Genomic DNA, 23,957 nt, shown 5'->3' with positions numbered 1-23,957 from the left:
TTACTCAACAGTCTGATGACTCAAGGATTTCAATATTAAGGCCCTCTTCTTCCGTGGGCGCTTGAAAGAAACTGCTCACATGCCAGTACACGGCTTCGGTATCGAACTGGGCGCGTTCCGGCTCTGCTTGCCGGCGCAGGGCAAGGCGACTCAGACATAACTCATCGCTGTGCTTTAGGTAAATCAGTCTATGGGCCGCCCCCGTATCGAGACTCAAGCCCAGCAACCAACGCCTTTGATTGAGGGTATTAGCAGGAAAATCCATGACCACAGTTAATCCGGCCAGCAGCAGTGCCTCAATATGGCGCTTCAGTAGCGGTTTTAGGCGAGCGGCGTAATGAATATAGGCATCAAAGTCTTTAATTTCATTTGGATATAAAGTCGCTAGCCATTCATCTTCACTGATGAGCACGCAGCGTTCACCCTTGGCCAGTTCACGAGCCAAGGTCGATTTACCCGCGCCCATCTTGCCGCACAGCAGCACAAGTGTGCCCTTATTACTGATTTCTGAATTGGCGCCTGAACAGATATCTACACTAACATTGATTGGTGTCGACATCTTTATCCCCTCCCCTTACGCGCATTCCCTGCTGCAATAGACTATTAACGCACTTTAGTAACACGCTTTAGTTAACGTGCTTTATCCAAGGCATCACATACGGCTTTTACTCCGAGTAACGCTCTGGGCGTCGCGCGGTGCAATAAGTCGGCATTTAATTGATAAATATGCTGGTTTTTAACCGCGGGGATTTCGGCCCATTGGCTCCAATCAACCCCTTTGACATTACCCTCCTCTTCGCTCTGTAAAATCACCTCGGGCAAGGTCAGTAATACGTTCTCTAAACTCACCTGTGGGTAATCACTCGCCGCATCGTAGAAAACGTTTTTGCCATGGCAAACACCGATAATCTGCTGGATCCAACTGTTTTTCGCGACCGTCATTAACGGCGTAGACCATAGCTGATAAAACACCTTTGGCTCGGATTTAGCCGCATTCTCGCTACGTAATCGCAGCAGCTCACTGCGATAATCCGCCGCCACTCGAGTCGCCTGCTCTGTCTGTCCTGTCAGCTCACCTAACTCCTCAATTTCTTTGGCGACATCCTCAAGCGTCTTTGGGGAGCTGCTATAGAGTTTAAAACCTAAGTTTTTGAGTTGATTGATATCCTCGGCTTTATTGCCCGTATCCCAGACCACAATCAGATCGGGATTAAGCTCTAATACCCGCTCAATCTGGATCCCATAATAACCACCGATACTGGGGATTTTTTTCGCCGCTTCAGGATAATCCGCATAATCTGTCGCGGCCAGAATCGACTCCCCCGCGCCGATGGCGTAGAGCATTTCAACCGCGTGGGGCGAAAGCGCAATAATACGTTTTGCAGGCTCGGCCATCGTCGCTATGGGTAACAGCGCCAAGCTCAGGCCGAGGGCAATAAAGCGTCGCATTAACATGATATTCCTTATATTTAATCGATGAATTCTTCTGGCCAGCCGTACAGCTCAAGGTAGGTCTGCAGGTTTTTAGGCCGATATTTAGGGTCTTGATCCCAGCGGGTTTTCACCGAACGATGCAGCAACACGGGCGCGACGTTAGGGTCAATTGGGCGCAAATAGGATTGCTTAATTCGGTAAAAACTGCGGCGCGAGTCGTGTAAGGTTGCCAAAGGATTGGGGTGCAAACTCGCCGCAAGGTGCGGCTCTAAGCTCAAATTAAATCGCTCAGCCTCGGCCATCATCCATGCGAGCGCATTATCCGACAATAGCGAACCGTCCTTATCTGGCAGATAGCTGCCGCCAATATTGCTATGGGCGCCTGCAAACCAGACCTGCTGCATATCCATATTGTCGCGCAGTTGCCAAATCGTGGGTTCGAAGTCGCTGCGGTGTTCGTCTATCGCCAAGGCATGGCGGGCAACCCGCACATTGCGGCCAATCTTAGTGTCGTAAAACTCGTCTTTATCTTCGAATAAGCCGAGGAACGAAATCGGGATCCCCATGGCGCCCACCGTATCCCACACGCCGACAAACTTAATCTCCCGCGATTCGTGGCTATGCTTTTGTCTAAATTCAACGGATTTATCGCCGCTTGGGGCAAAGGGTGCACTGCTTTTTTTATAGTGGTCAAAGGCTTGTTGAATCAGCCTCGCATCGTGGCGCTTGAGGATGCCGCAATTATTGATAAGGCCACACAAACAGCGCACTGTGTAAGCGCCTCGGCTAAAGCCAAAGAGATAGATCTCATCACCGGGGGAGTAGTTCTGCACTATGTAGCGGTAACCATCCATGATGTTTTTGTGCAGCCCACGCCCCGTCGCGCCGCCGATGGCTTGATCGTAATAGGAGCCAACGCCCCAGTCGTAAAACACCTGCTGGGGTTTACCATCGGCCGCCATCGGGCTGATAGCCCGCGCCAGACGCAGCACATTGGTGGGAAAATCCACCTTAAGGTCTTTCTCAGGCCGATTCCAAGTACCGTCGGCACAAATCACAATACGTTTATTCATCGCATCATCCTTGAGTTACCCATGCTACTCATGCTACTCATGCTATCAATAAAAACGCTAACGATAGAGACGCTAACGGATTTTACCGAGGAACAACAGCCCTACTTGGGTTTAAAGGGCGGCTCGTGGTGTAACCCATCCACCTTAGCCGCCCTGCTTAATAGTCGAATCCCGGCTGCGCTTTTATGCCCGCTTCGAAGGCATGTTTAATGGGTTGCACTTCGCTGACCGTATCCGCCAGTTCAATAATCGCGCGGTGGCAAGCACGGCCAGTGATAATCACATGCTGCATCGGCGGACGGTTTTTCAGCGCCGTGAGCACCCGCTCTACATCGAGGTAATGGTAACTCACCATATAGGTCAGCTCATCGAGCATTAAACAATCAATACTCTCGTCTTGAAGTAAGGCTTCGGCGGCTTCCCACGCCACGAGGGCTGCGGCAGTGTCCTTTTCTCTGTCTTGGGTTTCCCAGGTAAAGCCTGTGCCCATCACATGAAAGGCCACGCCCGCACCTTCAAGCAAATTACGCTCACCACACTCCCATGTGCCCTTGATAAATTGCACTACTGCCGCTTTTTTGCCATGGCCGACCGCGCGGGCAACCGTGCCAAAACCTGAGGTCGACTTGCCTTTGCCATTGCCTGTGAGCACCAGTAGAATGCCTTTTTCTTCTTGGGCGGCGGCAATTTTAGCGTCCACACCTGCCTTCACTTTTTGCTGACGCGCCTTATGGCGTTCGGCCTTGATTTGCGCTTGCTCGTTGTCGAGCTGTTTTTCGTTCTCTACTGTCATGATTTTCTGTTCTTCCTACTGCTAACACTTATGCATTTATAATGGATGCGAGCTTTTGCATATCGAGGTGCTCGGCTAATACGTCGGCCAAGCGATCCAAGTGTTGTTCGCGAATATCATTGATATCAATCGCTTGAGCATTTTCCAACCCAGCCCAGTGAAGGACGAGCTGGCAGGCCTCTGGGCTGTCGAATAGCCCATGTAAATAGCTGCCGAGCACTTGCCCGTCGTCACTTAAACAGCCATCGGCAAAAGGCTTTTCTGCCTGTTGATCGCAAGTACTCTCACTTTTCAAGCGTAATGGCGCACTCTTGGCGGCATCACTGGACGTGAGATATTGGGACTCACCGCAGTGGATCTCATAGCCCTTCACCTCTACTTGTTGCCCTTGCAGCGCTAAATTGCCAGTGACCCTACGTAGCTGTTTTTCAGCCTTAAATTCGGTGGTAATGGGTAAATATCCGAGCCCTTGGCTCACGCCGAGCGTGTCTTCAATCCCCATGGGATCGGCAATGCTTTCACCCAACATTTGATAGCCGCCGCAAATCCCCAGCAGCTTACCGCCGTAGCGTAGATGCTTGGCAATTTGTTTATCCCAGCCCTGCTCGCGCAAAAAAGCCAAGTCTGCTCGGACATTCTTGCTGCCGGGTAAAATCAGCAGATCGGCGGCAATCTCCTGCGTCTGTGCGAAGGCTTGAGTCTGGAGCGAGACATAATCAAAATCGATATCCGGGTGCAGTCTAAGCGGGTCAAAATCCGTGTGATTACTGGTGCGGGGATACACTAATACCCGCACCTTAAAACGGCTTTTTTCCTGCTTAGTGGGCGATTCGATAAGCGCATCCTCGGCGTCTAAATGCAAATCATGCAAATAGGGCAACACTCCCAACACAGGTTTTTGCGTATGGGCCTCGAGCCAATCGAGACCAGACTGTAGCAGGCTGATATCGCCGCGAAAACGATTGATCACAAAGCCTTTTACCCTAGACTGCTCGGAGGGTGACAGCAGCGCTAAGGTACCCACTAAATGGGCAAACACCCCGCCTTTATCGATATCGGCAATGATGATCACCGGGCAGTCGACCGCCTCGGCAAAGCCCATATTGGCGATATCACCTTCACGCAGATTAATTTCCGCCGGGCTTCCCGCCCCTTCAACCACAATCGTTTGGTATTGCTGACCTAAACGGCCAAAGGATTCCAGCACGGCATTTAGCGCCATGGCTTTATAATCCTTAGACTTTTCCCCGAAAAAGGCAGAGGCCTCTAAGGTGGTTAAGGCTTTACCGTGCACTATGATCTGTGCGCCCGTGTCCGAACTTGGCTTAAGCAGGATGGGATTAAAATCCGTGTGCGGCGCGAGAAAACAGGCTGCGGCTTGCAGCGCCTGAGCGCGGCCAATCTCCCCACCATCAATGGTGACTGCGCTATTGAGCGCCATATTCTGTGGTTTAAAAGGCGCGATCTTAACCCTTTCACGGGCGAGCAATCGACAAATCCCCGCCACTAGCGTACTTTTGCCCGCATCCGAGGTGGTTCCCTGCACCATAAGCACTTTAGCGCCAGAATGCTGAGCTTCACTTTGGCTTACAACATCTTGAAACTGGTTTTGCGACAAGGCTGAAGTAGGATTAGAGGCGTTATTTGAATTCATGGGCAAAAACATCACTCAATAGAGGAAAATAAACTAAAGTGGAATCGGTTCGCTCCCTCACTAAGAATGCGTCGATAAAACTTTGTCTTAGCTCGATTTAAGCACCAGTGGTAGACCCGCCACCACTAAGGTCACATTATCCGCCACCTCGGCAACGGCCTGATTTAACCAACCCGCCTCATCGACAAACTGACGACTCAATTCACCCAAGGGCACAATGCCAGAGCCGACCTCATTGCTGATTAAAATCACTACGCCCTCAAGGGTGCTTAAGGTCTGGATAAAATCGGCGCGCTGCTGCCGCCAGTGTTCTAAAGGCTCATGGCGAGAGCGGGCAAAATCCAAGGCAAAGTCCGATTCCGTTGAAGCGGGTTCTGCCTCGGGGCTTTGTGCAAGTAATTGATTGGTGAGCCAAAGCGTTAAACAATCCACCAGAATCACTCGGCCGGGTTTGGCTAAATGTTTGAGCTTAGCGGTTAATGCCAAGGGTTCTTCGACGAGTTGCCAGTCGATATCATCCTTGGCACGTCCATCCTGATGTAAACGAATGCGACTGCTCATTTCGGCATCGAGCGCCTGTGCAGTCGCCAGATAGCAGGCATCGAATCCTAAGGCGGTATACTGGCGCACTAAGGCTTCGCCGTAGCGGCTCTTACCGCTACGCGCGCCGCCTAGCACTAAATGGATCACAGTATGCTACCCACAACAAGCAGCACGAAGTAACAGACGATTTCGCAGATCTGCTGCGCCGCACCTAAGGTATCGCCCGTGTAACCACCGATTTGGCGTCTAAAGATCACCACAATCAAACGGCGTAGACCTATCATCACCAATAACAGTGACAGCGCGGCAATCCCCTTAAGCACTAGCAGCACTAACACGCCGCTGGCGATTAAAATAAACAGTTCATTAATACCTTGATGCTGCGCTAACGGCTTGGATTTACTGGACTCATCGTCGCGCACATATTTCTCGGTAAAGATAAGGCTGGCGGCAACTACGCGGCTCACAGTGTGGGCGACGATCATCGCCGAGCCTGCAACCACGGGATCATAAAGTGCGAGTTCCACTAATAATTGCCACTTGAGCATCAGCACGAGCATCAAAGCCAAGGCGCCGTAGCTCCCAAGGCGAGAGTCCTTCATGATCCGCAGCTTGTCTTCCGCCGTCCAACCGCCACCGAAACCATCGAAGGTATCGGCTAAACCGTCCTCGTGAAAACCACCCGTTAACAGCACGCCCGTGACCATAGACAGCAGCACAGACACGCCGGCGGGCAACCAGTTTTGGGTGAGCCAAAACACGATGGCACTGAGTAGACCCACCAGCAGGCCCACTAAGCCAAAGTAACGGCTGGCTTTGTTGAGTTTGTCAGCATCGACCTCAACCCATTTGGGCATAGGAATGCGGGTAAAATAGCCCATGGCCACTAAAAACAAATCTATCTCTTTGTGCCAGCTTTCGCGTTCTGACATAAAGCATCCTTAGTGAATTAACACTTGCTGCAAGGTTTAAGATTAAAAAGGTCTGCTAAAAGTTATTATTTTAAATAAGCCACTTAGCAGCGCACATCATACAACAGCCTCAATCCCCGCATCACTAAAACTCGCCATTTGATTGTAAAAATTTACAGCGGCTTGAATTAATGGCAATGCCAAGGCAGCGCCCGTGCCTTCGCCTAATCTCAGCCCTAAAGATAACAATGGCTTAGCCTTTAAATGTTCCAACATACGCTGATGACCTTGCTCCTCGGAGCGGTGGGCAAAAATCAAATAATCCCGCACATTCGCATTGATAGTCACGGCAACCAAAGCCGCTGCGGTCGCAATAAAACCATCCACCACGACCAGCATCTTGCGCTCGGCAGCGGCGAGCATGGCCCCCGTCATTTGCACAATTTCAAAGCCGCCCAAACAGGCCAGCACTTGCCGAGGCCCTGTCATCGCACTCTGGTGTAACAGCAGCGCGAGTTCGATAAGCATCTGTTTACGCTCTAAGGTTTCGCTATTGATGCCCGTACCACGGCCAACACAGTCGGCTACATCGAGTTGCATAATGGCCGCCATAATTGCCGCCGCTGACGAAGTATTGCCTATACCCATCTCACCAAATGCGACCAAGTTACAGCCCGCCTGATGGTGACGCTCGATTAACGCCTGCGCCATGGCAAAGCCCTTATCCACGCAGGCTAACGTCATGGCAGGTTCTAAGTGAATCGCGGCCGTTCCCGCGCCAAGGCGTTGGTCGATAATGCCTTCGGCATCTTCAACTGGGGTTAAAATACCGCAATCAATCACTTCCAGATTGAAGCCTAACTGACTACAAAACACATTGATGGCCGCGCCGCCATGGGCAAAGTTTTGCACCATCTGCCGCGTGACTTCGCTCGGGGCAATCGACACGCCTTCGGCGGCAATCCCATGATCTCCGGCAAACACCAACATGGTAGGGTTAACTATCTGTAATTGCTGCGGCCCTTGAATGCGGGCAATTTGCAACGCTAAGGACTCTAACTGCCCCAGAGCGCCGGGCGGCTTAGTCTTAAGATCGATCTTTTGCTGAATGAGTTGATCCTGCGCTTTACTCACAGGCTCGATTTGAAATAACGGGACAGATTGAGGCATTCACACTCCAGTGGCAATGTCGGATCCAATGATAGATCCGCTGCTAATAACTCATTTACTAGTACGTTCGCTAACACATTCTAGAACAACAACTACGAAGCATCCTGCTGTAATTTGCCATACGCACTTAGTACTAAATTTCGGCAATCCATAAGACCCATGCTAATTCGATAGCTTGCGCCGACGCAAAATCAGCAAAAAGAAGAAGCTACCAATCGCGGCGGTGATAATCCCTACGGGTAATTCCTGATTGCCAAGCAAACATCGGGCGAGTACATCAATCCACACCATAAACAGGCCGCCCACCAGCGCCATCAGTAAGATGGGCTGACGACCGGGGAATAACAAACGAACTGTATGCGGGATCATCAAGCCGACAAAGCCAATACCACCACAAGTAGCCACTAAAATCGCGGTGATAAGCGAGCAGAGCAGCAGCATATTGAGGCGCAGCTTAGGCACATTCACCCCTAAGGTGTGGGCCGTTTCATCCCCCGCTTGCAGGGCCATGATTTGGCGTTTCCAACCTAGGATAATAAAAAAGCTAAGTAGCACCACTAAAGACGGCAGCACCAGCAGCGACCAACTGGCCTTAGCAAAACTGCCAAGGCTCCAAAATAACACCGATGCGGTAGCCTGCGGGCTGGCAAAGTACAGCAATAAACTGGTTAAGGCGCTAAACATAAAGGAGGTCGCCACGCCAGAGAGCAACATGCGCTCCACCTGACTCTTAAGGCCTAACCCAGCTAACGCCAGCACGATTAGCACCGACAGACTGGCACCAATAAAGGCGCCGAAGGGTAAGCTAAACCATAACAAGCCAGCAAAAGTCCCTGAACCGCTAAAAATCCCCGAATTGGCGATCGTGCCCGCATTGCCAAACAGGCCAGAACCTGTGAATAGCGTCAGCATGACCACGGCACCAAAGGAGGCGCCGGAGCTAATGCCGAACAGATAAGGATCGGCAAGAGGGTTGCGAGTCACGGTTTGCAGCACGCTGCCCGCCAAAGACAACCCCGCCCCCGCCACAAAGGCGAGTATAATCCGTGGCAGTCGCAGCTCCATCACAATCCGCTCTGTCATGCTGCTGGTGCTCACGGCCTCATCGGCCATAAACAAGTGACTGAGTTTATTGATAAACACCTGCAGCACATCTAAGAAGCTAATATTGGCCGCACCAAAACTCGCAGCGGCGATGGGGGTGAGCAGGGCAAAACCCGCCAAGCCTAAGATGAGCCATTGCTGGCGCGTGAGCGGCGTAAAAATGTGGCTAAAAAAATTCATGGTCACCAGTTTAAGTGTGTCTATCATGGCGTGTTCTCGACGCTCTCATTTAGCATTGCAGCTCTTTGTAAGACCTCGTTTGGCGCACCTGGGTTATGGCAGGCGCAAGCCTCTGACGCTCTAGCCTGAGCCGAAACTGCGTGGGAGTCTCTCGCCGCGTCCACAGCATCGCTCTTGGGCTTTTGATAACCATAAAAGTAATTAATCAAGGGGTTACCATGCTGGGGATGTGGCGTCACTTGGGCGCATACCCCAAAGACTTCGGCGATACGTTCCTCGGTTAGAACCTGAGCCGGCGTGCCCATGGCACTCACCAGCCCCTTGTCCAGCAGCAATAAGTGGTCGCACAGGGCGCTGGCTAAATTAAGATCGTGAATAGAGGCAATGACGCTGATCCCAAGGCTTCGCACTAGCTCTAAGATTTGAATTTGATAGCGGATATCGAGGTGGTTTGTCGGCTCATCTAAAATCAACAATTGCGGCTGCTGTACTATGGCACGGGCGATCAGGGCGCGTTGCTTCTCGCCGCCCGATAAACGATCGTATTGTTGATGCACTTTATGACTGAGGCCTACCTTTTCCAGCGCCTTAGCAATTTTTTCACCATCGCCGCTGGAGTTAGTATCAAACATCCCCTTGTGCGGCGTGAGTCCCATGGCAACCAATTGCTCTGTGGTCATATCGAAGTATTGCGGCGTATCCTGCTGCACCACCGCCACTTTACAGGCAAACGCCTTGGGCGACAGCTCGCTAATATCCTGCGAAAACAGACTGATATGACCTTTAGCAGGGCGAATAAAGCGGTATAAACAGCGCAGCAAACTGGATTTACCCGCGCCGTTGGGGCCTATCAGCCCGAGCATTTCCCCCTGCGGCAGGGCAAAGCTTATCTCCGAGAGGATGGTTTTTCCCTCAATCGCCCAACTCAATTGGCTGACCTTAAGTGCCATATTGGCGGAGGTCGCAGCGGGCGCTAAGGGCGCAAGGCTCGATGTGGAATGCATCACTAACGATTGCTCCCACATGGATATTGATTGGTGTTATCTGTGCCAGCAGCCGCTTGGGCCAACAGGGCGAAACTCATTAATGTCATCTTCTGCTCCCTCGAGTTACCCGCTCGAGAACTAAGGCTGCACGCAGCGAAAACAGAAATAGGCAGGTATCCTGACTCGTAGGGGAAGACACAAAGTTCTTCGACTACTCACAGTTGCGGGTACAGTTCGGGCTACTGACGGGCAGCTCCCCGATTCCCTATTATGTTTGGGTTATCCGGCGCGCTTCAACACTGTTGCCCTTAAGCAATAGCACTAAATTGCGCAAAATTCCTAACACCTATTTCTGCGACCTTTGAGCTTAACGTACTGGGTTCGTTATCTGGCTCAAATGTAAGGGAAAAGCATTATCCTATATCTTGCCCATTAGGCAATGCTGTTTAAATCAGAAAATTTTCATCATCCGATGACTGATGCTTTTAAGCTACTCACAGTGGCCCGATGGCCAGTCTAAACGCCAGTATCTTTTACCTTGCTCATCCTCGAGCACATTAATCGTCACCACCGCCGCCACGGGTAAGGCGAGCTGACTGTAAAAACCTAAGGTTTTCACCGCCCCCAGCGCTTTTGACATCAAGTGGCGAATAACCCCGCCGTGGGTCACCACCCAGATATTAGCCGCGGGTGCACAGGCATTAAACTCCCCATGGGCCTGTTCATCATCCATAGTCAGCAGGGCAAACTCTTTATCGAGGATTTGTGCTATCGCACCATCGATACGGGCTTCAAAGTTTGCCATGGCTTCACCATTAGGCGGCGTCACCTCCCAGGGATTCTGCCAATAGGCCGCCATCCGCTCGCCGTCGCGTTGATATAAGTCATCGAGCAGGCAGCCATCCCAATCGCCGAAGGCTATTTCCTGTAACTCCTCCAGCAGGTTGACCTTGAGCGGCAAAGGCGCGGGCGCATCTAAACTTATGCCTACTGACGCACTCGAATGCAGCTCGGCCGCAAAGGCCTTAGCAAACTCGGCGCAGCGCCTTGAGGTCGAGCTATAAATGCCGTGGCACACAGTCGCCTGCGCCGCCACCGCCGCCGACATCTGCCGCCAGCCCTTGTCGCTCAGTGGCACGTCGACTCGGCCCCGCAAAATAGCCCCGCCCTCGCATTCTCCATGGCGTAACAGTAATAACCAGAGCTGCTTCATCTAATCTTTCCTTTTAGCGTTTTTATCTGCCTTATCTCGCCTATGCTATACCAACTTTAGCCTTGCCCTGACAATCCGATGTCGCGTATTATGGACGTCTATACGTATAAATGTCCAAAACATAACGAACGACATTCAATAATAAAATGCAATTTGTCACCCGATTGCGTACTTTGGACTCAACTTAGCTGTAGTAAAGGTAATCATTTATGGCGATATCTCTCCATCGAGCCAGCCAAGCACTGGCAGACATTCGCAACCAGTTGTCAAAGCGCATTCTGATTTTAGACGGCGCCATGGGCACTATGATCCAAGGCTACAAGCTTGAGGAAGAGGATTACCGTGGCGAGCGTTTCAAGGATTGGCATACCGACGTTAAGGGCAATAACGATCTTTTAGTGCTCACTCAGCCACACATCATCAAACAAATTCACATCGACTACCTAAAAGCCGGTGCCGATATTATTGAAACCAACACCTTCAACGCCACCACTATCGCCATGGCCGACTACGACATGCAGTCGCTGTCCGCCGAAATTAACCGTGAAGGTGCACGCCTCGCCCGTGAGGCCTGTGATGAAATCGAAAAAGCCACGGGTAAGCCACGTTATGTTGCCGGTGTGTTAGGGCCCACTAACCGCACTTGCTCTATCAGCCCCGATGTTAACGATCCCGGATATCGCAATATCCACTTCGATGAGTTAGTGACCGCTTACTGCGAATCGACCCGCGCCTTAATTGAAGGTGGCGCCGATATCATTATGGTCGAGACCATTTTCGATACCTTAAACGCTAAGGCCGCCTTATTTGCCATCGAAACCGTGTTCGATGAACTCTTTGGGCCAAATTCGCCCGCGCGTTTACCGGTTATGATCTCAGGCACTATTACCGATGCCTCGGGCCGAACCCTGACCGGACAAACCACCGAAGCCTTTTATAACTCCCTTCGCCATATCAAGCCCTTATCCATCGGCCTTAACTGCGCCCTCGGCCCTAAGGAGCTGCGCCCCTACGTTGAAGAACTGTCGCGCATCGCCGAGTGCTATGTCTCAGCGCACCCTAACGCGGGTCTGCCAAACGAGTTTGGCGGTTACGATGAAACCCCAGAGGATATGGCGAGCGTTATCCAAGAATGGGCCCGTGAAGGCATGCTCAACATTATCGGCGGCTGCTGTGGTAGCACGCCCGAGCATATTAAGGTCATTCGCGAAGCCGTAGAGCCCTTTGCACCACGGGTACTACCCGAGATCCCCGTCGCTTGCCGTTTATCGGGTTTGGAACCGCTCACTATCGACGCCCAAACCCTGTTTGTGAACGTGGGTGAACGTACCAACGTGACTGGCTCGGCCAAGTTTTTAAAACTGATCAAAGAAGGCAAGTTCGAGCAGGCGCTCGATGTCGCCCGTGAACAGGTAGAAAGCGGCGCGCAGATCATCGACATCAACATGGACGAAGGTATGCTCGATGGCGTGGAGGTGATGCATAAGTTCTTAAATCTTATCGCCTCTGAGCCGGATATCAGCCGCGTGCCGATTATGATCGACTCCTCAAAGTGGGAGGTGATTGAAGCTGGCCTCAAATGTATTCAAGGCAAGGGAATCGTAAACTCTATCTCCTTGAAGGAAGGCGAAGAGAAGTTTATCGAGCAGGCAACCCTAGTGAAACGCTACGGCGCCGCGGCGATTATTATGGCGTTCGACGAGCAAGGTCAGGCCGACACTAAGGCGCGCAAAGTAGAGATCTGTACCCGCGCCTACCGCGTGCTGGTCGATAAGGTCGGCTTTCCGCCCGAAGACATTATCTTCGACCCGAATATCTTTGCCATTGCCACGGGTATCGATGAGCACGATAACTATGCCGTCGATTTTATTGAAGCCATTAAAGAGATTAAGGCCACCCTGCCCCACGCGATGATTTCCGGCGGGGTGTCGAACGTGTCGTTCTCCTTCCGCGGTAACAATCCAGTGCGTGAGGCGATCCATGCGGTATTCCTATACCACGCAATTAAAGTCGGCATGGACATGGGTATCGTTAACGCGGGCCAATTAGCGATTTACGATGATATCGACCCCGAGCTTAAGGATAAGGTCGAGAACGTCGTGCTCAACCTGCCCTGCCCAGTTGAAGACTCAAACAACACCGAGCAATTGCTTGAGATTGCTGAAAAATTCCGTGGCGATGGTTCAAGTAGCGCGAAAAAAGAAGACTTAGAATGGCGCTCATGGCCGGTGAATCAACGTCTCGCCCATGCGTTGGTCAAAGGCATCACCGAATTTATCGACGAAGATACCGAAGCGGCTCGCCAACTCGCCTCCCGTCCGTTGGATGTGATCGAAGGTCCGCTGATGGACGGTATGAATATCGTCGGCGACCTGTTTGGCTCGGGCAAAATGTTCCTGCCACAGGTGGTAAAATCGGCGCGGGTGATGAAAAAGGCCGTGGCCTACCTCAACCCTTTTATCGAGCAAGAGAAGGTCGAAGGCCAATCTAACGGCAGAATTTTGATGGTCACGGTTAAGGGCGATGTGCACGATATCGGCAAAAACATTGTCGGCGTGGTGCTCGCCTGTAACGGTTTTGAGGTGTTCGACTTAGGCGTGATGGTGTCGGTGGAGCGCATTCTTGAGGCCGTGAAAGAGCACAATATCGACATTATCGGCATGTCCGGGCTTATCACCCCAAGTCTCGATGAGATGGTGCACAATGTGAAAACCTTCTACCGTGAAGGCCTTACCATTCCGGCGATTATCGGCGGCGCCACCTGCTCGAAAATCCATACCGCAGTGAAGATTGCCCCCCATTATCCCCATGGCGCGATTTACATTGCCGACGCCTCGCGCGCCGTGCCTATGGTTAGCAAGCTAGTCAGCAACGAAACCCGTCAGGCGACTATCGATGAGACCTACGCCGAATACGAAGAGATGCGCATTAAGCGTTTATCGCAAACCAAGCGTAAGGAAATCGTCTCGCTAGAGGCCGCCCGCGAAAACCGCTGCCAGCACGACTGGGCAAACTACACCCCGTTCAAACCCAATGTGCTGGGTCGCCAAGTATTTGAAGATTATCCATTAACCGATTTAGTCGACCGTATCGACTGGACACCTTTCTTCCGCGCCTGGGAGCTACACGGCCATTACCCCGAGATCTTAACCGACAAGGTAGTAGGCACTGAGGCGCAGAAACTGTTCGCCGATGGTCAGGCCATGCTTAAAAAAATCATCGATGAAAAATGGCTCACCGCCAAGGGCGTAATTGGGCTATTCCCCGCCAATACCGTCGGCTTCGATGATATTGAACTTTATACCGACGAGACTCGCACCGAAGTCGAAATGACCACCCATCACCTGCGGATGCAGCTTGAGCGTGTGGGTAACGATAACTTCTGTCTGGCCGACTTTGTGGCGCCCAAAGACAGCGGCGTTGCCGACTATATGGGCGGCTTTGCGGTCACCGCTGGCCATGGTATCGACGAGCATATTGCCCGCTTTGAGGCCAACCACGATGACTACAACGCCATTATGCTCAAATGCTTAGCCGACCGTCTGGCCGAAGCCTTTGCCGAGCGGATGCACGAGCGCGTACGTAAGGAATTCTGGGGTTATGCCGCCGATGAGCAGCTCGATAACGAAGCCTTAATTCGCGAGAAATACAAAGGTATTCGCCCCGCACCGGGTTACCCAGCGTGTCCGGATCACACCGAAAAAGGCCTGTTGTGGGAACTGTTAAAGCCGAATGAAACCATCGACTTAAACATTACTGAAAGCTACGCCATGTTCCCCACCGCCGCAGTGTCCGGCTGGTACTTCGCCCATCCAAAATCCCGCTACTTCGGCGTGACCAATATTGGCCGCGATCAGGTGGAGGATTACGCTAAGCGTAAGGGGATGACAGTAAGTGAAACGGAGAAGTGGCTGGCGCCAGTGTTGGATTATGATCCAGAGTAATCAGGATCGGACTTACGCTAACGCGGTTTGAAAAGCTGATTCAAACTTCGTTTGAATTTATAAGTCAAAATCAAAGTCGCGGGGCTTCACCCCACACCCGATGTTGCTGGTTCGTTTTGCATTACGAACTAGCAACCATATCGCTGTAAAGTGATGGTGCAACTCATTGCCTGCCGCAGGCTTTCGCACTGTTACCCCAGTGACACGCCGTGCATACATCCTTGTAGGCTCTACTAAAACATCCATGTTTTAGAAGGTCACTGGTGCAACAGTGCCCTATCTGGTGTACCCATCAGTTTCAGCATATATTTGTGGCTAATTAATTAAAAAAATAGCCACAAAAGGAGTGGCTTCGTACTTATTCGTAAATCGCTAACGCTTCCGATGGTACATCCCCATGACGTTAAACAGAGAGTTCGATAGCTAACTCGGCATCCATGCGTGGCTCACGCGATCAGTAATTTCGCAAGAGTATAGGTGAAATTCTATACATTAGTGTACAGTTTTAGTATTGAAAGAGTTATGCGTATTATATCTCTCGCCATATTTAAGGCAAAAGCAAAATATAGCTGAAGTTGACTACCGCGCTATTGAAGATGAAAATACATTTTATCGAATAAACACTTCAAAACTAAATAGAAAACAATGCTGTTTGGTAAACAATTTTTTTACTCGAGTCATTCAAATCTGGTCGATGTTTTATACACAATGGAAATCCGGTATCAATTTGCTCCCAACATCTTGACGCTCCAGAAGTTAACGTTTTTTTATGAACTAAATATGTTTCCGAATTTTTATCAACACAAATTACAAAATTCCTAGAATCTCTAGCATGTATTGAACTAACTTTAACAACTGTAAATCCATTGTTTACAGCTTTACTATCATTCACAAAGCAATCTAATAACTCATGCCAATAATCACTATCAAAAAAATTACCATCAATTTTAAGACGATACAACGTTCCAATTACACTCTTAAATTTATAACAAAAATCTGAATCTGCAACCATTTGTGTCATAACTTGATGAGCATGGGCTGATACAAATTTAGTAACACTTGACGCAAATTTAGAATCTTTAAAGTAATTATAAAAGCAATACTGTGCAAGTTCGCTTGTAAGTTTACGGAATTCAACACAAGACTTATTCTTATAACCATACTCTCTAAAAATAATGGAAAAAATCTCCATACTTTTAGTTAGCTTTTGTTTACAATCATCACCTCCCAAATGAACTTTATTCTCAACACTACGCTTAAATGCTGCAGCACGAAAAAGAAGTAACATCTCTCGATACCTGTGAGAACCAATATCTTCAGTCCTATCAAAAATAACTTCATACTCTCCTAAGTATAGCAAAGAAATAAAATACCCATATATAACATCATTTGAAAATCTTGCTGAAGAGCTTTCTAGTTCAGCATAACGACCTTCAATTAACTGCTCATATAACTTCAATGCATTCGGCGTCTCATTTTGAGAACCATATAATTTAGCCAACTGCAGCATAACTACTGGGTTTTTGAACAATACGATTGAACGTTCATATGCTTTTACCGCACCAGGGTAATCACTAACCATTTGAAAAACACGACCACGCTGGAAGAAGAAAAATGCATTTTTATCAATTTCATTAAAACGATCAAGCGAGCTAAATATATCTGCAGCATTTTCTATTGAAATATTCTTATTCGCACATAACGAGTTAACTTTTTTAGAGACTATTTTTAACTCAGGACTGATATCATCTGGTATATAATTAGCATCAAACCTATCAATATTAAGCCCTTCCTGCTCTTTGCTTATTTGAGAAATCTCCATATTTCGACGTCTTACTTTTTCATTCAACTGCGTCCTAACCTCTAAATTCCTTGGATTTAGAACCAATAACTCTCGGATGGAGTCACTTAAACTATATACCTCATCAGATTTACTTTTATAAATTAATGTTGTTGCAGTTAATTCTTTAATTGATTCAGCCAATTCATCAGAAGTCAACTCAAGAAAGCTAGATAAATCCCTCCTAGATAAAGCCCCTCCAGCAAGTAGAGACTCTAAAATCCTTATCGAATCATGTGACAACTTATCAATTAAATTATCATATGAAAATTTTACAATTTCACTTTTAGTATGTGAAATAGAATCTGGGACTGAGTACCCCTTGCCAATCAAATCTATGGACAATCTTATTGCCAATGGATTGTTGTTTGAATTTTTCACTAAAGTATTAATATCATCTTTATGGCTGTGTGTTATCCCTCTCTTGAGCATGTACTCTCTAGCCAAATTAAAGCATAACCCATCTGTCAAACCAGGTAGAGGCATATTTGATGAATCATAAACAGTAACTCTACTTGTTACTATTACTTTCCAATCTCGTGGTAAACCATCAATAAATAGCTGAAAGGTTTCAGGACTTTCAACTAGCAAAGTTTCTAAGTTATCAATGCACAATATCAATTTCATTTCATTATATTTTTCTTTTACACCCTCAAAAACAATAGATTCATCACCATGATACTCAATAAAGTAATCTTCAATTTCCTTTTCGATTTCAGATATTGTTTTAATTGCATCAAAACATACAAGTCCATCGGCTGTCAGACTTACTCTTTTCAATGTAACAAAACATATTCCATCAACTACATCAGAAAAGTCTGGGCTTAAACTAATATCTTGCAAAACATCAAGAACTAATGCAGTTTTTCCAATTCCTCCTGGGGCAATAATTGAGATAAAATCGGCCCTTGGAGATCTAATCTTTGCCTTTAACAATTCACTTTCTTTACTTCTTCCAATAAGAGATGTAATCGAATGTTCAAACTGTTCAGGTAGATTATTAGGTATTGACCAACAAATCTTTTCCAACCACTCCTCTGGCGGCTCTTTTAACTCATTATTTTCAGCACAATACAGAGCCTCTTGTAACATTTCAAAGTTTAACTTCTCTATTGTAGGATGAGTTGCAATCGCTGCGGCTCTATACCAATAATTGACATGAAAGTCCTTTGTAGAATGACTAACAGCATTACGTATTTCAAAAATATCATTTGCAAAACAAAAACTTTTTAACTCTATTAAATAATCATGAACAGATTTATCTTTGCTTACACTTATAGCAAAATCAAAAAGCTCTCCAAAGTAACTAGCCTTAACTAACATTTTGGCATCTAATACTTTATTTCTCTTCTTGGACTCTTCACGCTCAGAAATAGTATCAATAGCTGAAGAATCAATTAATGAAGAATCATTACTCAGAACTAAATTCCCTAATTCTTTTTCAAGAGCAAATACAATCATTGATGTTTTTATGCGGTCAAAGTCTAGCATTTAAATTCCTTACTAAATATAGTATAAAAGTTTAGAAATTAGTTTCATAAATAAAAATATAAATTATCATTCACCATAAACTTAATATAAAAATCTTACTAAGGTCATGATTATTCTAAATCGTATATTTTATTAAATTCTGCTTTGGCATCGGCTTTATGGTTTAGGCAGTTGACCATATGCTCATCTGACTTATAGTTTTTGCAGTCTTCGGGGACGATGTAGTATTTGCGCCATGCTTCGGCTTTACGTACGCGTGCGGCTTCATTTTGTTGTGCTATTCGTCGTTGTTCCGCAGCCTGCTGCATTGCAATTTGTTGCTGTTGGTATTCAGCAAGCTGACGTTCTTTTACAGCTTGTTGACGAGCTTTTTCTCGCTGTTGCTGCTGTAGCGCGATTTCATTTATTTCTTGCTTAACCCGATATTCGACGTAGCTTAGATAGCCAATTCGAACTAACAAAGTAACCAAGCTCGCTAGCAAAATCCCTAAGGTAATCTGGAGTACTAGTTTCATCGCTGCTCACACTACCCTAACTAAACTGAACCCAATGCTTTATCTGTAGCAGTCACTAACTCGGTTATAAATCGAATACACTTATCCACTTCATCGCGCTTAATAATCTGAGGGGTTCCTATTTCGACCTGTGCACGATGAACCGCATCTCCACGCTTTTTTAGCCAAGTATTAAGGTTTTCTCTGGCTTGTTTAGGGATATAATTCGGCCATTTCCAATGCTCTGTAACATCAATCCCAAAAAACTCTTCAAAAATTTGCTTAGTTTTAGCCGAGTCAGGGTTATGAAACATTTTCAAGCGGGTAGAAAACTGCTGCTCCATAAAGTTTCCAATTTGGCACCCTTTTAATACACCAAACTTGTTGTTGAAAAGTTCTGTAGCAACATCTTCTACATAGGTTTCCCAAGCGGTCATAGTCATGATCAAAGCAGCTCTTTTTAATGCACCTAATGCTTGTGATTCCTGTTTTACATTTAGTTCGTCGTAGCATTCGATCAAAGCTCTTGCATCATTGATTGCACGCTTAAATGTATTTAGAGCAACAGACATTTTATTCCTTAGCTAAATAGTAGTCATACAAGTAACAATATGAATTTTAATAAAGTTTTTTAAATAAACACTAATACCAAGAGTTACGCCAATACCCTGCGAAGTTGCTGAAGGGCGTTGAAAGAAATCGCGTGAGCTAGGCATGGATGCCGAGTTAGCTTTCGGACTCTCTGTTTAACATCAAGAGGACGCCCCATCGGAAGCGTTAGCGATTTCGAATAAGCGCTAGGCCACTAACTAAATGCATGTAACTTCGCTAGGGGCGTCTTGGAGCATCCAAGGAGGATAGGACGAGCAGTCCTCCTTGGTCGGCTCTTGTTTAAAAATCAGGGGTGAAGCCCCACGACCTTAAACTTTTCTCGGCCGACAGGCCGCAAAAACAAAAGCTTTCCCATAGCTACCGCACTTGGCTAACAGTCATTAGCCAATGATGGTAAGGGCTGGATTGTTCAGGAGGCGTTTCTAGCGAAATAAAGATACATCTTCCTGATGCAAGTGAACTGAATCGAGGTCACGATTAAGTTTCATCCTTGTTAAAAACCTAAGATAACGTTCTGTTTAATATCTGTCTACCACTTTCACATTACAAATTAAGTAGTTAAGTAATACCTAATTTGGGTACTTAGCTTTTAAAAACAAGCTTACAACTCCATAGCCTAAGGAATACACCATCCCCTCGGAGTTGCCGCAGGGCGAATAGACAAATTGCGTGAGTCTCGCCATGGATGGCGAGCTAGCTTTCGCAGGTGCAGGGACGCATCCTTCGGAAGCGATAGCAAATTTGGCAATGAGCACAAGGGGCTTTCAACTCCGTTAGGGGCGTCTTGGAGCATCCAAGGAGGATAGGACGAGCAGTCCTCCTTGGTCGGGTGTGGGGTGAAGCCCCACGACTTTCTCGGCCGTAAGGCCGCAATAAACAGATAACAGCAATATGATCTAGTGTGGAGTGGCCCCCCACGACTTTGATTCACCTCGGTCGATAGACCGCAAATAAAACGTTTCTCAATTGCCGTTCGGCAATCCCTAACCTTGTAGGTACTTCGCAAAAAAATCCAAGGTTCTTGCCCATGCAAGCTCGGCGGTTGGCTCATCATAACGGGCGGTGGAATCGTTATGAAAACCATGATTCACATTGGGATAGAGATAGGCAATATACTCCGCCTTGTTAGCCTTTAATTGAGTTTCGTACTCGGCCCAAGTGTCGTTAATCCGTTGATCTAAGGCGGCAAATTGCAACATTAGCGGGCCTTTGACTCGGCTGCGTAGCTCAGTGGCCGCAGGGGTGCCATAAAAAGGCACGCCAGCCGTTAGCTCATCGGGAATGCTGGCGGCGAGCATATTGACTATATAGCCGCCAAAGCAGAAACCGACGGCGCCGAGTTTGCCATTACTCTGGGGGTGGGCCTTTAAAAAGCGGGCCGCGGCGATAAAGTCCTGCTCGATTTTGGCTCTGTCGAGGCTGGCCTGCATGGCGCGGCCCGCATCGTCATTACCGGGATAACCACCGAGGCTGTAAAGGGCATCGGGGGCAAAGGCGATATAACCCTTGGCCGCTAAGCGGCGGGCAACATCTTCAATATAAGGATTCAGGCCACGGTTTTCATGCACCACTAACACCACGGCGGCTTTTTTAGTGGGGTCCAAGGTCTTAGGATCGCCCGCCTCTTTGCCGGGAATCAGCATAGAAGTTGGCATCACTAAATAACCGCGGCCTTCGCCATAGCCCTCGGGGGAGGGAAACTTCACATAACTGGCTTGAATACTGGGATCGTTAAAGGAGACTTGTTCGGCTAAGGCGTAATTGGGCATGAGTGCGCCAGTAAGCGTTGTCATGGTAAACCCCAGTGCCACAAGGCCGGCGAGGCGAGCCATAAACTCGCGGCGGTCGATGATGCCGTGGGCATATTCATCGTACCAATCGAAGGCCTCCTGCGGGATAGGCTGGGCAGCTGGCGCGTTATTGTCGGACTTGAGTTGTGGGCTCATCGTTCTTTCTCCATTGAACAAGCTACCACAGGTTTGTCTTCCCTAGCTTGTGAGTTATCTAGCGGCGTTAACAAGAGTAAAGGATGAAGCCTGATTAGGGCAATCGGCTTTCTCGCCTTAGGCCGATATTCATCATGCAAACTTACGACTGATCTTGCCCACTGATTGGCATGAGCTTTTTATTCCCTAGGGGCTTTTTTGTGTATAATGTCGCCAACTTCTGGATTAATAGATTTACATTTCAACAACATAAATTGCCAATGGAGTTCAGATGGCTATAGGGATATGCAGGGTAATTTGTACCACTCTCACGCTCACGGTTGGGTTAACGGCGTGCGATAGCGCTGGCTCCAATAAATCGGGGGGCATCCCCAGCACACGTGAATATCAGGTGATTTCGACCCTCAGCATTAATGATGGTATTGAAACCCAAAAGAACATGCAGGGGCGCGTGCTACTGAATTACCAGTTGCAGGATGCTCAGGGTAAAGCGACCAGCTTAACCACCCCATTGACCAATGATGCCCACTTCTTCGTTCAGCCGAGCCTGATGCAATTAAGCGATCACGCCCTGCCTATCCCCATCAGCAATATCGATCCAAAAAACAGTGGCAAAGAGCTCACCTCCATCATTCAAGCGGGCTTTAATCTCGAGCTGAAAAATGGTGACAACAATCGGCTCACGCCCGTTACCCAAATAAATCAGAAGGATATCGCCGAGCTATTTAATCGCTGGACGAGCCTTAAGTCCCTATTTGAGCAATCGCCTACCCTGCCCGTGCAGCTTGAGCCCCGCGTAGGTTATAGCACCAGCGCCCCCATGGATGAGCGGTTAATCTGGACGGTTGAGCAAGTCAGCGACGATAGATTGCTGGCGGTGTTACAGAATAAACAGCAACTGGGCGAAAACAGTAACCTTAAGGTCTACGGCAAGTTCGAGCTTAACCGTAAAACCGGTTGGTTAGAGAGCATGGCGCTATTTAAACAGGATGAACAGCGGGGAAGAACCTTTGTCCAGCGCATCGTTATGGCGCCTAAGGATCGCCCCGATGTGATGAGCCTGCTTTGGTATGCCGATGACAACTACGATGCCGAGCGGGATATCGATGATAAGCAAAAGGAGCTTTATCCCATCAGCGATGTACCGCGGGAATATAAGCCTACCGACAAGGCATTTATCCAATCCTTATTAGCTGATCACCAAGGGATTATTGATAATATTGGCGACTGGGGCAGCGATACTCCCGAGGAGATCCAACTGCGCTTTGTGCATGCCATGAGTCCGCAATATGTGGTCGGTAATATGCGCTATGAGGACATCACCGCCTTTGATGAGAGCGGAAAAGCGTTAGATCTCGACTTCTGGCAACACAGCACTGGGTCTGCGGTCAATTTCAGCCGTAACATTGAGTCGTCGACCAATATTATCGCCACGGGTTGGGATAACACCGCCGATAAACTCAAGCGGATGAGCTATATCAGCGCTAAGCTCACCCTAATCCCCGAGTCGAATAGCATCATCGAAAAATCCTGGGACGAACTGCTCGCAGCGCCCTATACCTTTGGCGATGCCAGCCTCACGATTCAGCCCCTAGATGCCAACGCTAAGCTATTTAAAGTGGTCATCAAGCAGAGCGACAGCAACAAGATCCACCTAGGTCTTCAGCAGCTAACAGGCAAAATGGCCCATGCCCGCCCCGAATCGGAGTATCCCGAGTGGCTCACCCTGACCGATAAAGAACTGCTCGCGGAGTTGACTGGTGCCGATGAGAGTCATCAGCAGACGACCAGTGCACTGCTCCTTAAGTTAGACGAAATCCCTAAAACCCTAGTGCTAGTGACGAGTCAACCCCAGCCAGAACTCACTCAAAGCAAGCAGATCCGCTTTGTTCCCGAAGCTGAGTACAACCAAAATCTTGCCAATCCCCTGAGCGAGTTTGGCAGCGTCAGTATGGGCGACTCCTTCTCGGATAAATTGGCGTTGTCCAAGCCAGAAATCAGTGCAGTGAAGGATATAAAAACGGCGACTGAAAATGGTCACAACTTATATATCCCCATGTCTGCTGCGTTAGCGACGGCCTGTAAGCCCGAGATAGCACAAGGTTTTAATGAAGGTACACAGGCGGTGACTTGGCAGTTTGTGCCCAATGGACCCGAAGGCGCGGCTTACCATTTGATGACGCCCGACCGCGTGCGCCAGTACTTCTACGATAAGCGCATTCAAGGCACTATCCATTGCAAAGGCGATATCCACTGGCAAACCTTAGCGCAATCTGCCACCGAGCGCCCTTGGTTAATCGATTTGCAAACCTGGCTGACCGATACGGGTTATGGCAAGGAGCCGAGTAAAGATCTGCCCAATTACATTAGAGTCGAGAATGCCCAAGGTAAGCCATTAACGATTCGTATGCCCGAAGAGACAGAGTATAGGATTGATGAGGTGCTGTTAGATGGCCGCTATTTAAGTGTCACAGGCGCCGCCGCAAAGGTGAGTTATATGACTATCTCCCAAGATTCCGTCGATATTCCCTATGAGTTCACCTTCAAACCTTTGCCTTAAGGAGCGGTT

At 48.4% G+C, this 23,957-nt stretch carries 17 protein-coding genes and 1 riboswitch; of the genes, 2 read left to right on the top strand and 15 right to left on the bottom strand.

Going from position 1 to position 23,957, the window contains the following annotated elements; all coding sequences use genetic code 11:
- Positions 1–4 precede the first annotated feature (4 nt).
- The 11 genes from B5P39_RS02340 to B5P39_RS02290 all read right to left on the bottom strand — a co-directional run bounded on the left by B5P39_RS02340 (position 5) and on the right by B5P39_RS02290 (position 11,061).
- Positions 5–559 (bottom strand): AAA family ATPase, encoded by a 555-nt coding sequence (locus B5P39_RS02340; protein ID WP_088210314.1) that lies wholly within the window; start codon positions 557–559, stop codon positions 5–7.
- Positions 560–630: 71 nt separating this feature from the next.
- The gene (locus B5P39_RS02335) at positions 631–1,455 is read right to left on the bottom strand and encodes a cobalamin-binding protein (protein WP_088210313.1); all 825 of its coding nucleotides are present in this window, start codon (positions 1,453–1,455) and stop codon (positions 631–633) included.
- Positions 1,456–1,469: 14 nt separating this feature from the next.
- Entirely contained in the window at positions 1,470–2,507 is a 1,038-nt protein-coding gene (locus B5P39_RS02330) for a DUF2235 domain-containing protein (protein ID WP_088210312.1), read from the bottom strand.
- Between the two features lie 157 nt (positions 2,508–2,664).
- Positions 2,665–3,300 carry a cob(I)yrinic acid a,c-diamide adenosyltransferase gene (gene cobO, locus B5P39_RS02325; RefSeq protein ID WP_011718082.1) on the bottom strand — a complete coding sequence of 212 codons (636 nt, stop codon included), beginning with the start codon at positions 3,298–3,300 and terminating at the stop codon, positions 2,665–2,667.
- Positions 3,301–3,328: 28 nt separating this feature from the next.
- Complete coding sequence (locus B5P39_RS02320; protein WP_176399839.1) at positions 3,329–4,954, bottom strand: cobyric acid synthase; 1,626 nt, start codon at positions 4,952–4,954, stop codon at positions 3,329–3,331.
- Between the two features lie 87 nt (positions 4,955–5,041).
- The gene (cobU, locus tag B5P39_RS02315) at positions 5,042–5,644 is read right to left on the bottom strand and encodes a bifunctional adenosylcobinamide kinase/adenosylcobinamide-phosphate guanylyltransferase (RefSeq protein WP_088210311.1); all 603 of its coding nucleotides are present in this window, start codon (positions 5,642–5,644) and stop codon (positions 5,042–5,044) included.
- Complete coding sequence (locus B5P39_RS02310; RefSeq protein ID WP_011621638.1) at positions 5,641–6,429, bottom strand: adenosylcobinamide-GDP ribazoletransferase; 789 nt, start codon at positions 6,427–6,429, stop codon at positions 5,641–5,643. Before B5P39_RS02310 ends, cobU begins: the two co-directional genes overlap by 4 nt.
- 96 nt (positions 6,430–6,525) lie before the next feature.
- Complete coding sequence (gene cobT, locus B5P39_RS02305; protein WP_088210310.1) at positions 6,526–7,578, bottom strand: nicotinate-nucleotide--dimethylbenzimidazole phosphoribosyltransferase; 1,053 nt, start codon at positions 7,576–7,578, stop codon at positions 6,526–6,528.
- Between the two features lie 162 nt (positions 7,579–7,740).
- Complete coding sequence (locus B5P39_RS02300; protein ID WP_088210309.1) at positions 7,741–8,889, bottom strand: FecCD family ABC transporter permease; 1,149 nt, start codon at positions 8,887–8,889, stop codon at positions 7,741–7,743.
- Entirely contained in the window at positions 8,886–9,866 is a 981-nt protein-coding gene (locus tag B5P39_RS02295) for an ABC transporter ATP-binding protein (RefSeq protein ID WP_088210308.1), read from the bottom strand. Before B5P39_RS02295 ends, B5P39_RS02300 begins: the two co-directional genes overlap by 4 nt.
- A 133-nt stretch (positions 9,867–9,999) precedes the next feature.
- A riboswitch (cobalamin riboswitch) is annotated at positions 10,000–10,166 on the bottom strand.
- 172 nt (positions 10,167–10,338) lie between these two features.
- Positions 10,339–11,061, bottom strand: coding sequence for a histidine phosphatase family protein (locus B5P39_RS02290; protein WP_088210307.1), 723 nt, complete (start codon positions 11,059–11,061; stop codon positions 10,339–10,341).
- A 209-nt stretch (positions 11,062–11,270) separates the two neighbouring features.
- Between B5P39_RS02290 and metH the strand changes: the two genes are divergently transcribed.
- Positions 11,271–15,005, top strand: a complete 3,735-nt coding sequence (gene metH / locus B5P39_RS02285; protein WP_088210306.1) for a methionine synthase — start codon at positions 11,271–11,273, stop codon at positions 15,003–15,005.
- 631 nt (positions 15,006–15,636) lie between these two features.
- Here the strand turns inward: metH and B5P39_RS02280 are convergent.
- The 4 genes from B5P39_RS02280 to B5P39_RS02260 form a co-directional block, all read right to left on the bottom strand.
- Positions 15,637–18,336 (bottom strand): ATP-binding protein, encoded by a 2,700-nt coding sequence (locus tag B5P39_RS02280; protein ID WP_088210305.1) that lies wholly within the window; start codon positions 18,334–18,336, stop codon positions 15,637–15,639.
- Between the two features lie 110 nt (positions 18,337–18,446).
- Positions 18,447–18,851 carry a hypothetical protein gene (locus tag B5P39_RS02275; protein WP_088210304.1) on the bottom strand — a complete coding sequence of 135 codons (405 nt, stop codon included), beginning with the start codon at positions 18,849–18,851 and terminating at the stop codon, positions 18,447–18,449.
- 20 nt (positions 18,852–18,871) lie between these two features.
- Positions 18,872–19,402, bottom strand: a complete 531-nt coding sequence (locus B5P39_RS02270; RefSeq protein ID WP_088210303.1) for a HEPN domain-containing protein — start codon at positions 19,400–19,402, stop codon at positions 18,872–18,874.
- Between the two features lie 1,023 nt (positions 19,403–20,425).
- Positions 20,426–21,388 (bottom strand): dienelactone hydrolase family protein, encoded by a 963-nt coding sequence (locus tag B5P39_RS02260; RefSeq protein ID WP_088210302.1) that lies wholly within the window; start codon positions 21,386–21,388, stop codon positions 20,426–20,428.
- 271 nt (positions 21,389–21,659) lie between these two features.
- Here B5P39_RS02260 and B5P39_RS02255 point away from each other — a divergent pair, with 271 nt between their 5' ends.
- Positions 21,660–23,948: a hypothetical protein gene (locus B5P39_RS02255; protein ID WP_088210301.1), complete on the top strand. Its 2,289-nt coding sequence runs from the start codon at positions 21,660–21,662 to the stop codon at positions 23,946–23,948.
- Positions 23,949–23,957: the final 9 nt, after the last annotated feature.

It is taken from the genome of Shewanella sp. Shew256 (genome assembly GCF_002196695.1).
In the GTDB taxonomy this organism is placed as follows: Bacteria; Pseudomonadota; Gammaproteobacteria; order Enterobacterales; family Shewanellaceae; genus Shewanella; species Shewanella mangrovisoli.
This window is presented reverse-complemented; position numbering and strand designations above follow the sequence as displayed.

What these genes read in the sequence shown, in the direction of transcription:
- B5P39_RS02310 (WP_011621638.1), bottom strand. Translation starts at nt 6,429, where the DNA reads ATGTCAGAACGCGAAAGCTGGCACAAAGAGATAGATTTGTTTTTAGTG.
- B5P39_RS02295 (WP_088210308.1), bottom strand. Translation starts at nt 9,866, where the DNA reads ATGCATTCCACATCGAGCCTTGCGCCCTTAGCGCCCGCTGCGACCTCC.
- B5P39_RS02280 (WP_088210305.1), bottom strand. Translation starts at nt 18,336, where the DNA reads ATGCTAGACTTTGACCGCATAAAAACATCAATGATTGTATTTGCTCTT.
- metH (WP_088210306.1), top strand. Translation starts at nt 11,271, where the DNA reads ATGGCGATATCTCTCCATCGAGCCAGCCAAGCACTGGCAGACATTCGC.
- B5P39_RS02300 (WP_088210309.1), bottom strand. Translation starts at nt 8,889, where the DNA reads ATGATAGACACACTTAAACTGGTGACCATGAATTTTTTTAGCCACATT.
- B5P39_RS02270 (WP_088210303.1), bottom strand. Translation starts at nt 19,402, where the DNA reads ATGTCTGTTGCTCTAAATACATTTAAGCGTGCAATCAATGATGCAAGA.
- B5P39_RS02320 (WP_176399839.1), bottom strand. Translation starts at nt 4,954, where the DNA reads ATGAATTCAAATAACGCCTCTAATCCTACTTCAGCCTTGTCGCAAAAC.
- B5P39_RS02335 (WP_088210313.1), bottom strand. Translation starts at nt 1,455, where the DNA reads ATGTTAATGCGACGCTTTATTGCCCTCGGCCTGAGCTTGGCGCTGTTA.
- B5P39_RS02255 (WP_088210301.1), top strand. Translation starts at nt 21,660, where the DNA reads ATGGCTATAGGGATATGCAGGGTAATTTGTACCACTCTCACGCTCACG.
- B5P39_RS02330 (WP_088210312.1), bottom strand. Translation starts at nt 2,507, where the DNA reads ATGAATAAACGTATTGTGATTTGTGCCGACGGTACTTGGAATCGGCCT.
- B5P39_RS02275 (WP_088210304.1), bottom strand. Translation starts at nt 18,851, where the DNA reads ATGAAACTAGTACTCCAGATTACCTTAGGGATTTTGCTAGCGAGCTTG.
- B5P39_RS02260 (WP_088210302.1), bottom strand. Translation starts at nt 21,388, where the DNA reads ATGAGCCCACAACTCAAGTCCGACAATAACGCGCCAGCTGCCCAGCCT.
- B5P39_RS02340 (WP_088210314.1), bottom strand. Translation starts at nt 559, where the DNA reads ATGTCGACACCAATCAATGTTAGTGTAGATATCTGTTCAGGCGCCAAT.
- cobT (WP_088210310.1), bottom strand. Translation starts at nt 7,578, where the DNA reads ATGCCTCAATCTGTCCCGTTATTTCAAATCGAGCCTGTGAGTAAAGCG.
- B5P39_RS02290 (WP_088210307.1), bottom strand. Translation starts at nt 11,061, where the DNA reads ATGAAGCAGCTCTGGTTATTACTGTTACGCCATGGAGAATGCGAGGGC.
- cobO (WP_011718082.1), bottom strand. Translation starts at nt 3,300, where the DNA reads ATGACAGTAGAGAACGAAAAACAGCTCGACAACGAGCAAGCGCAAATC.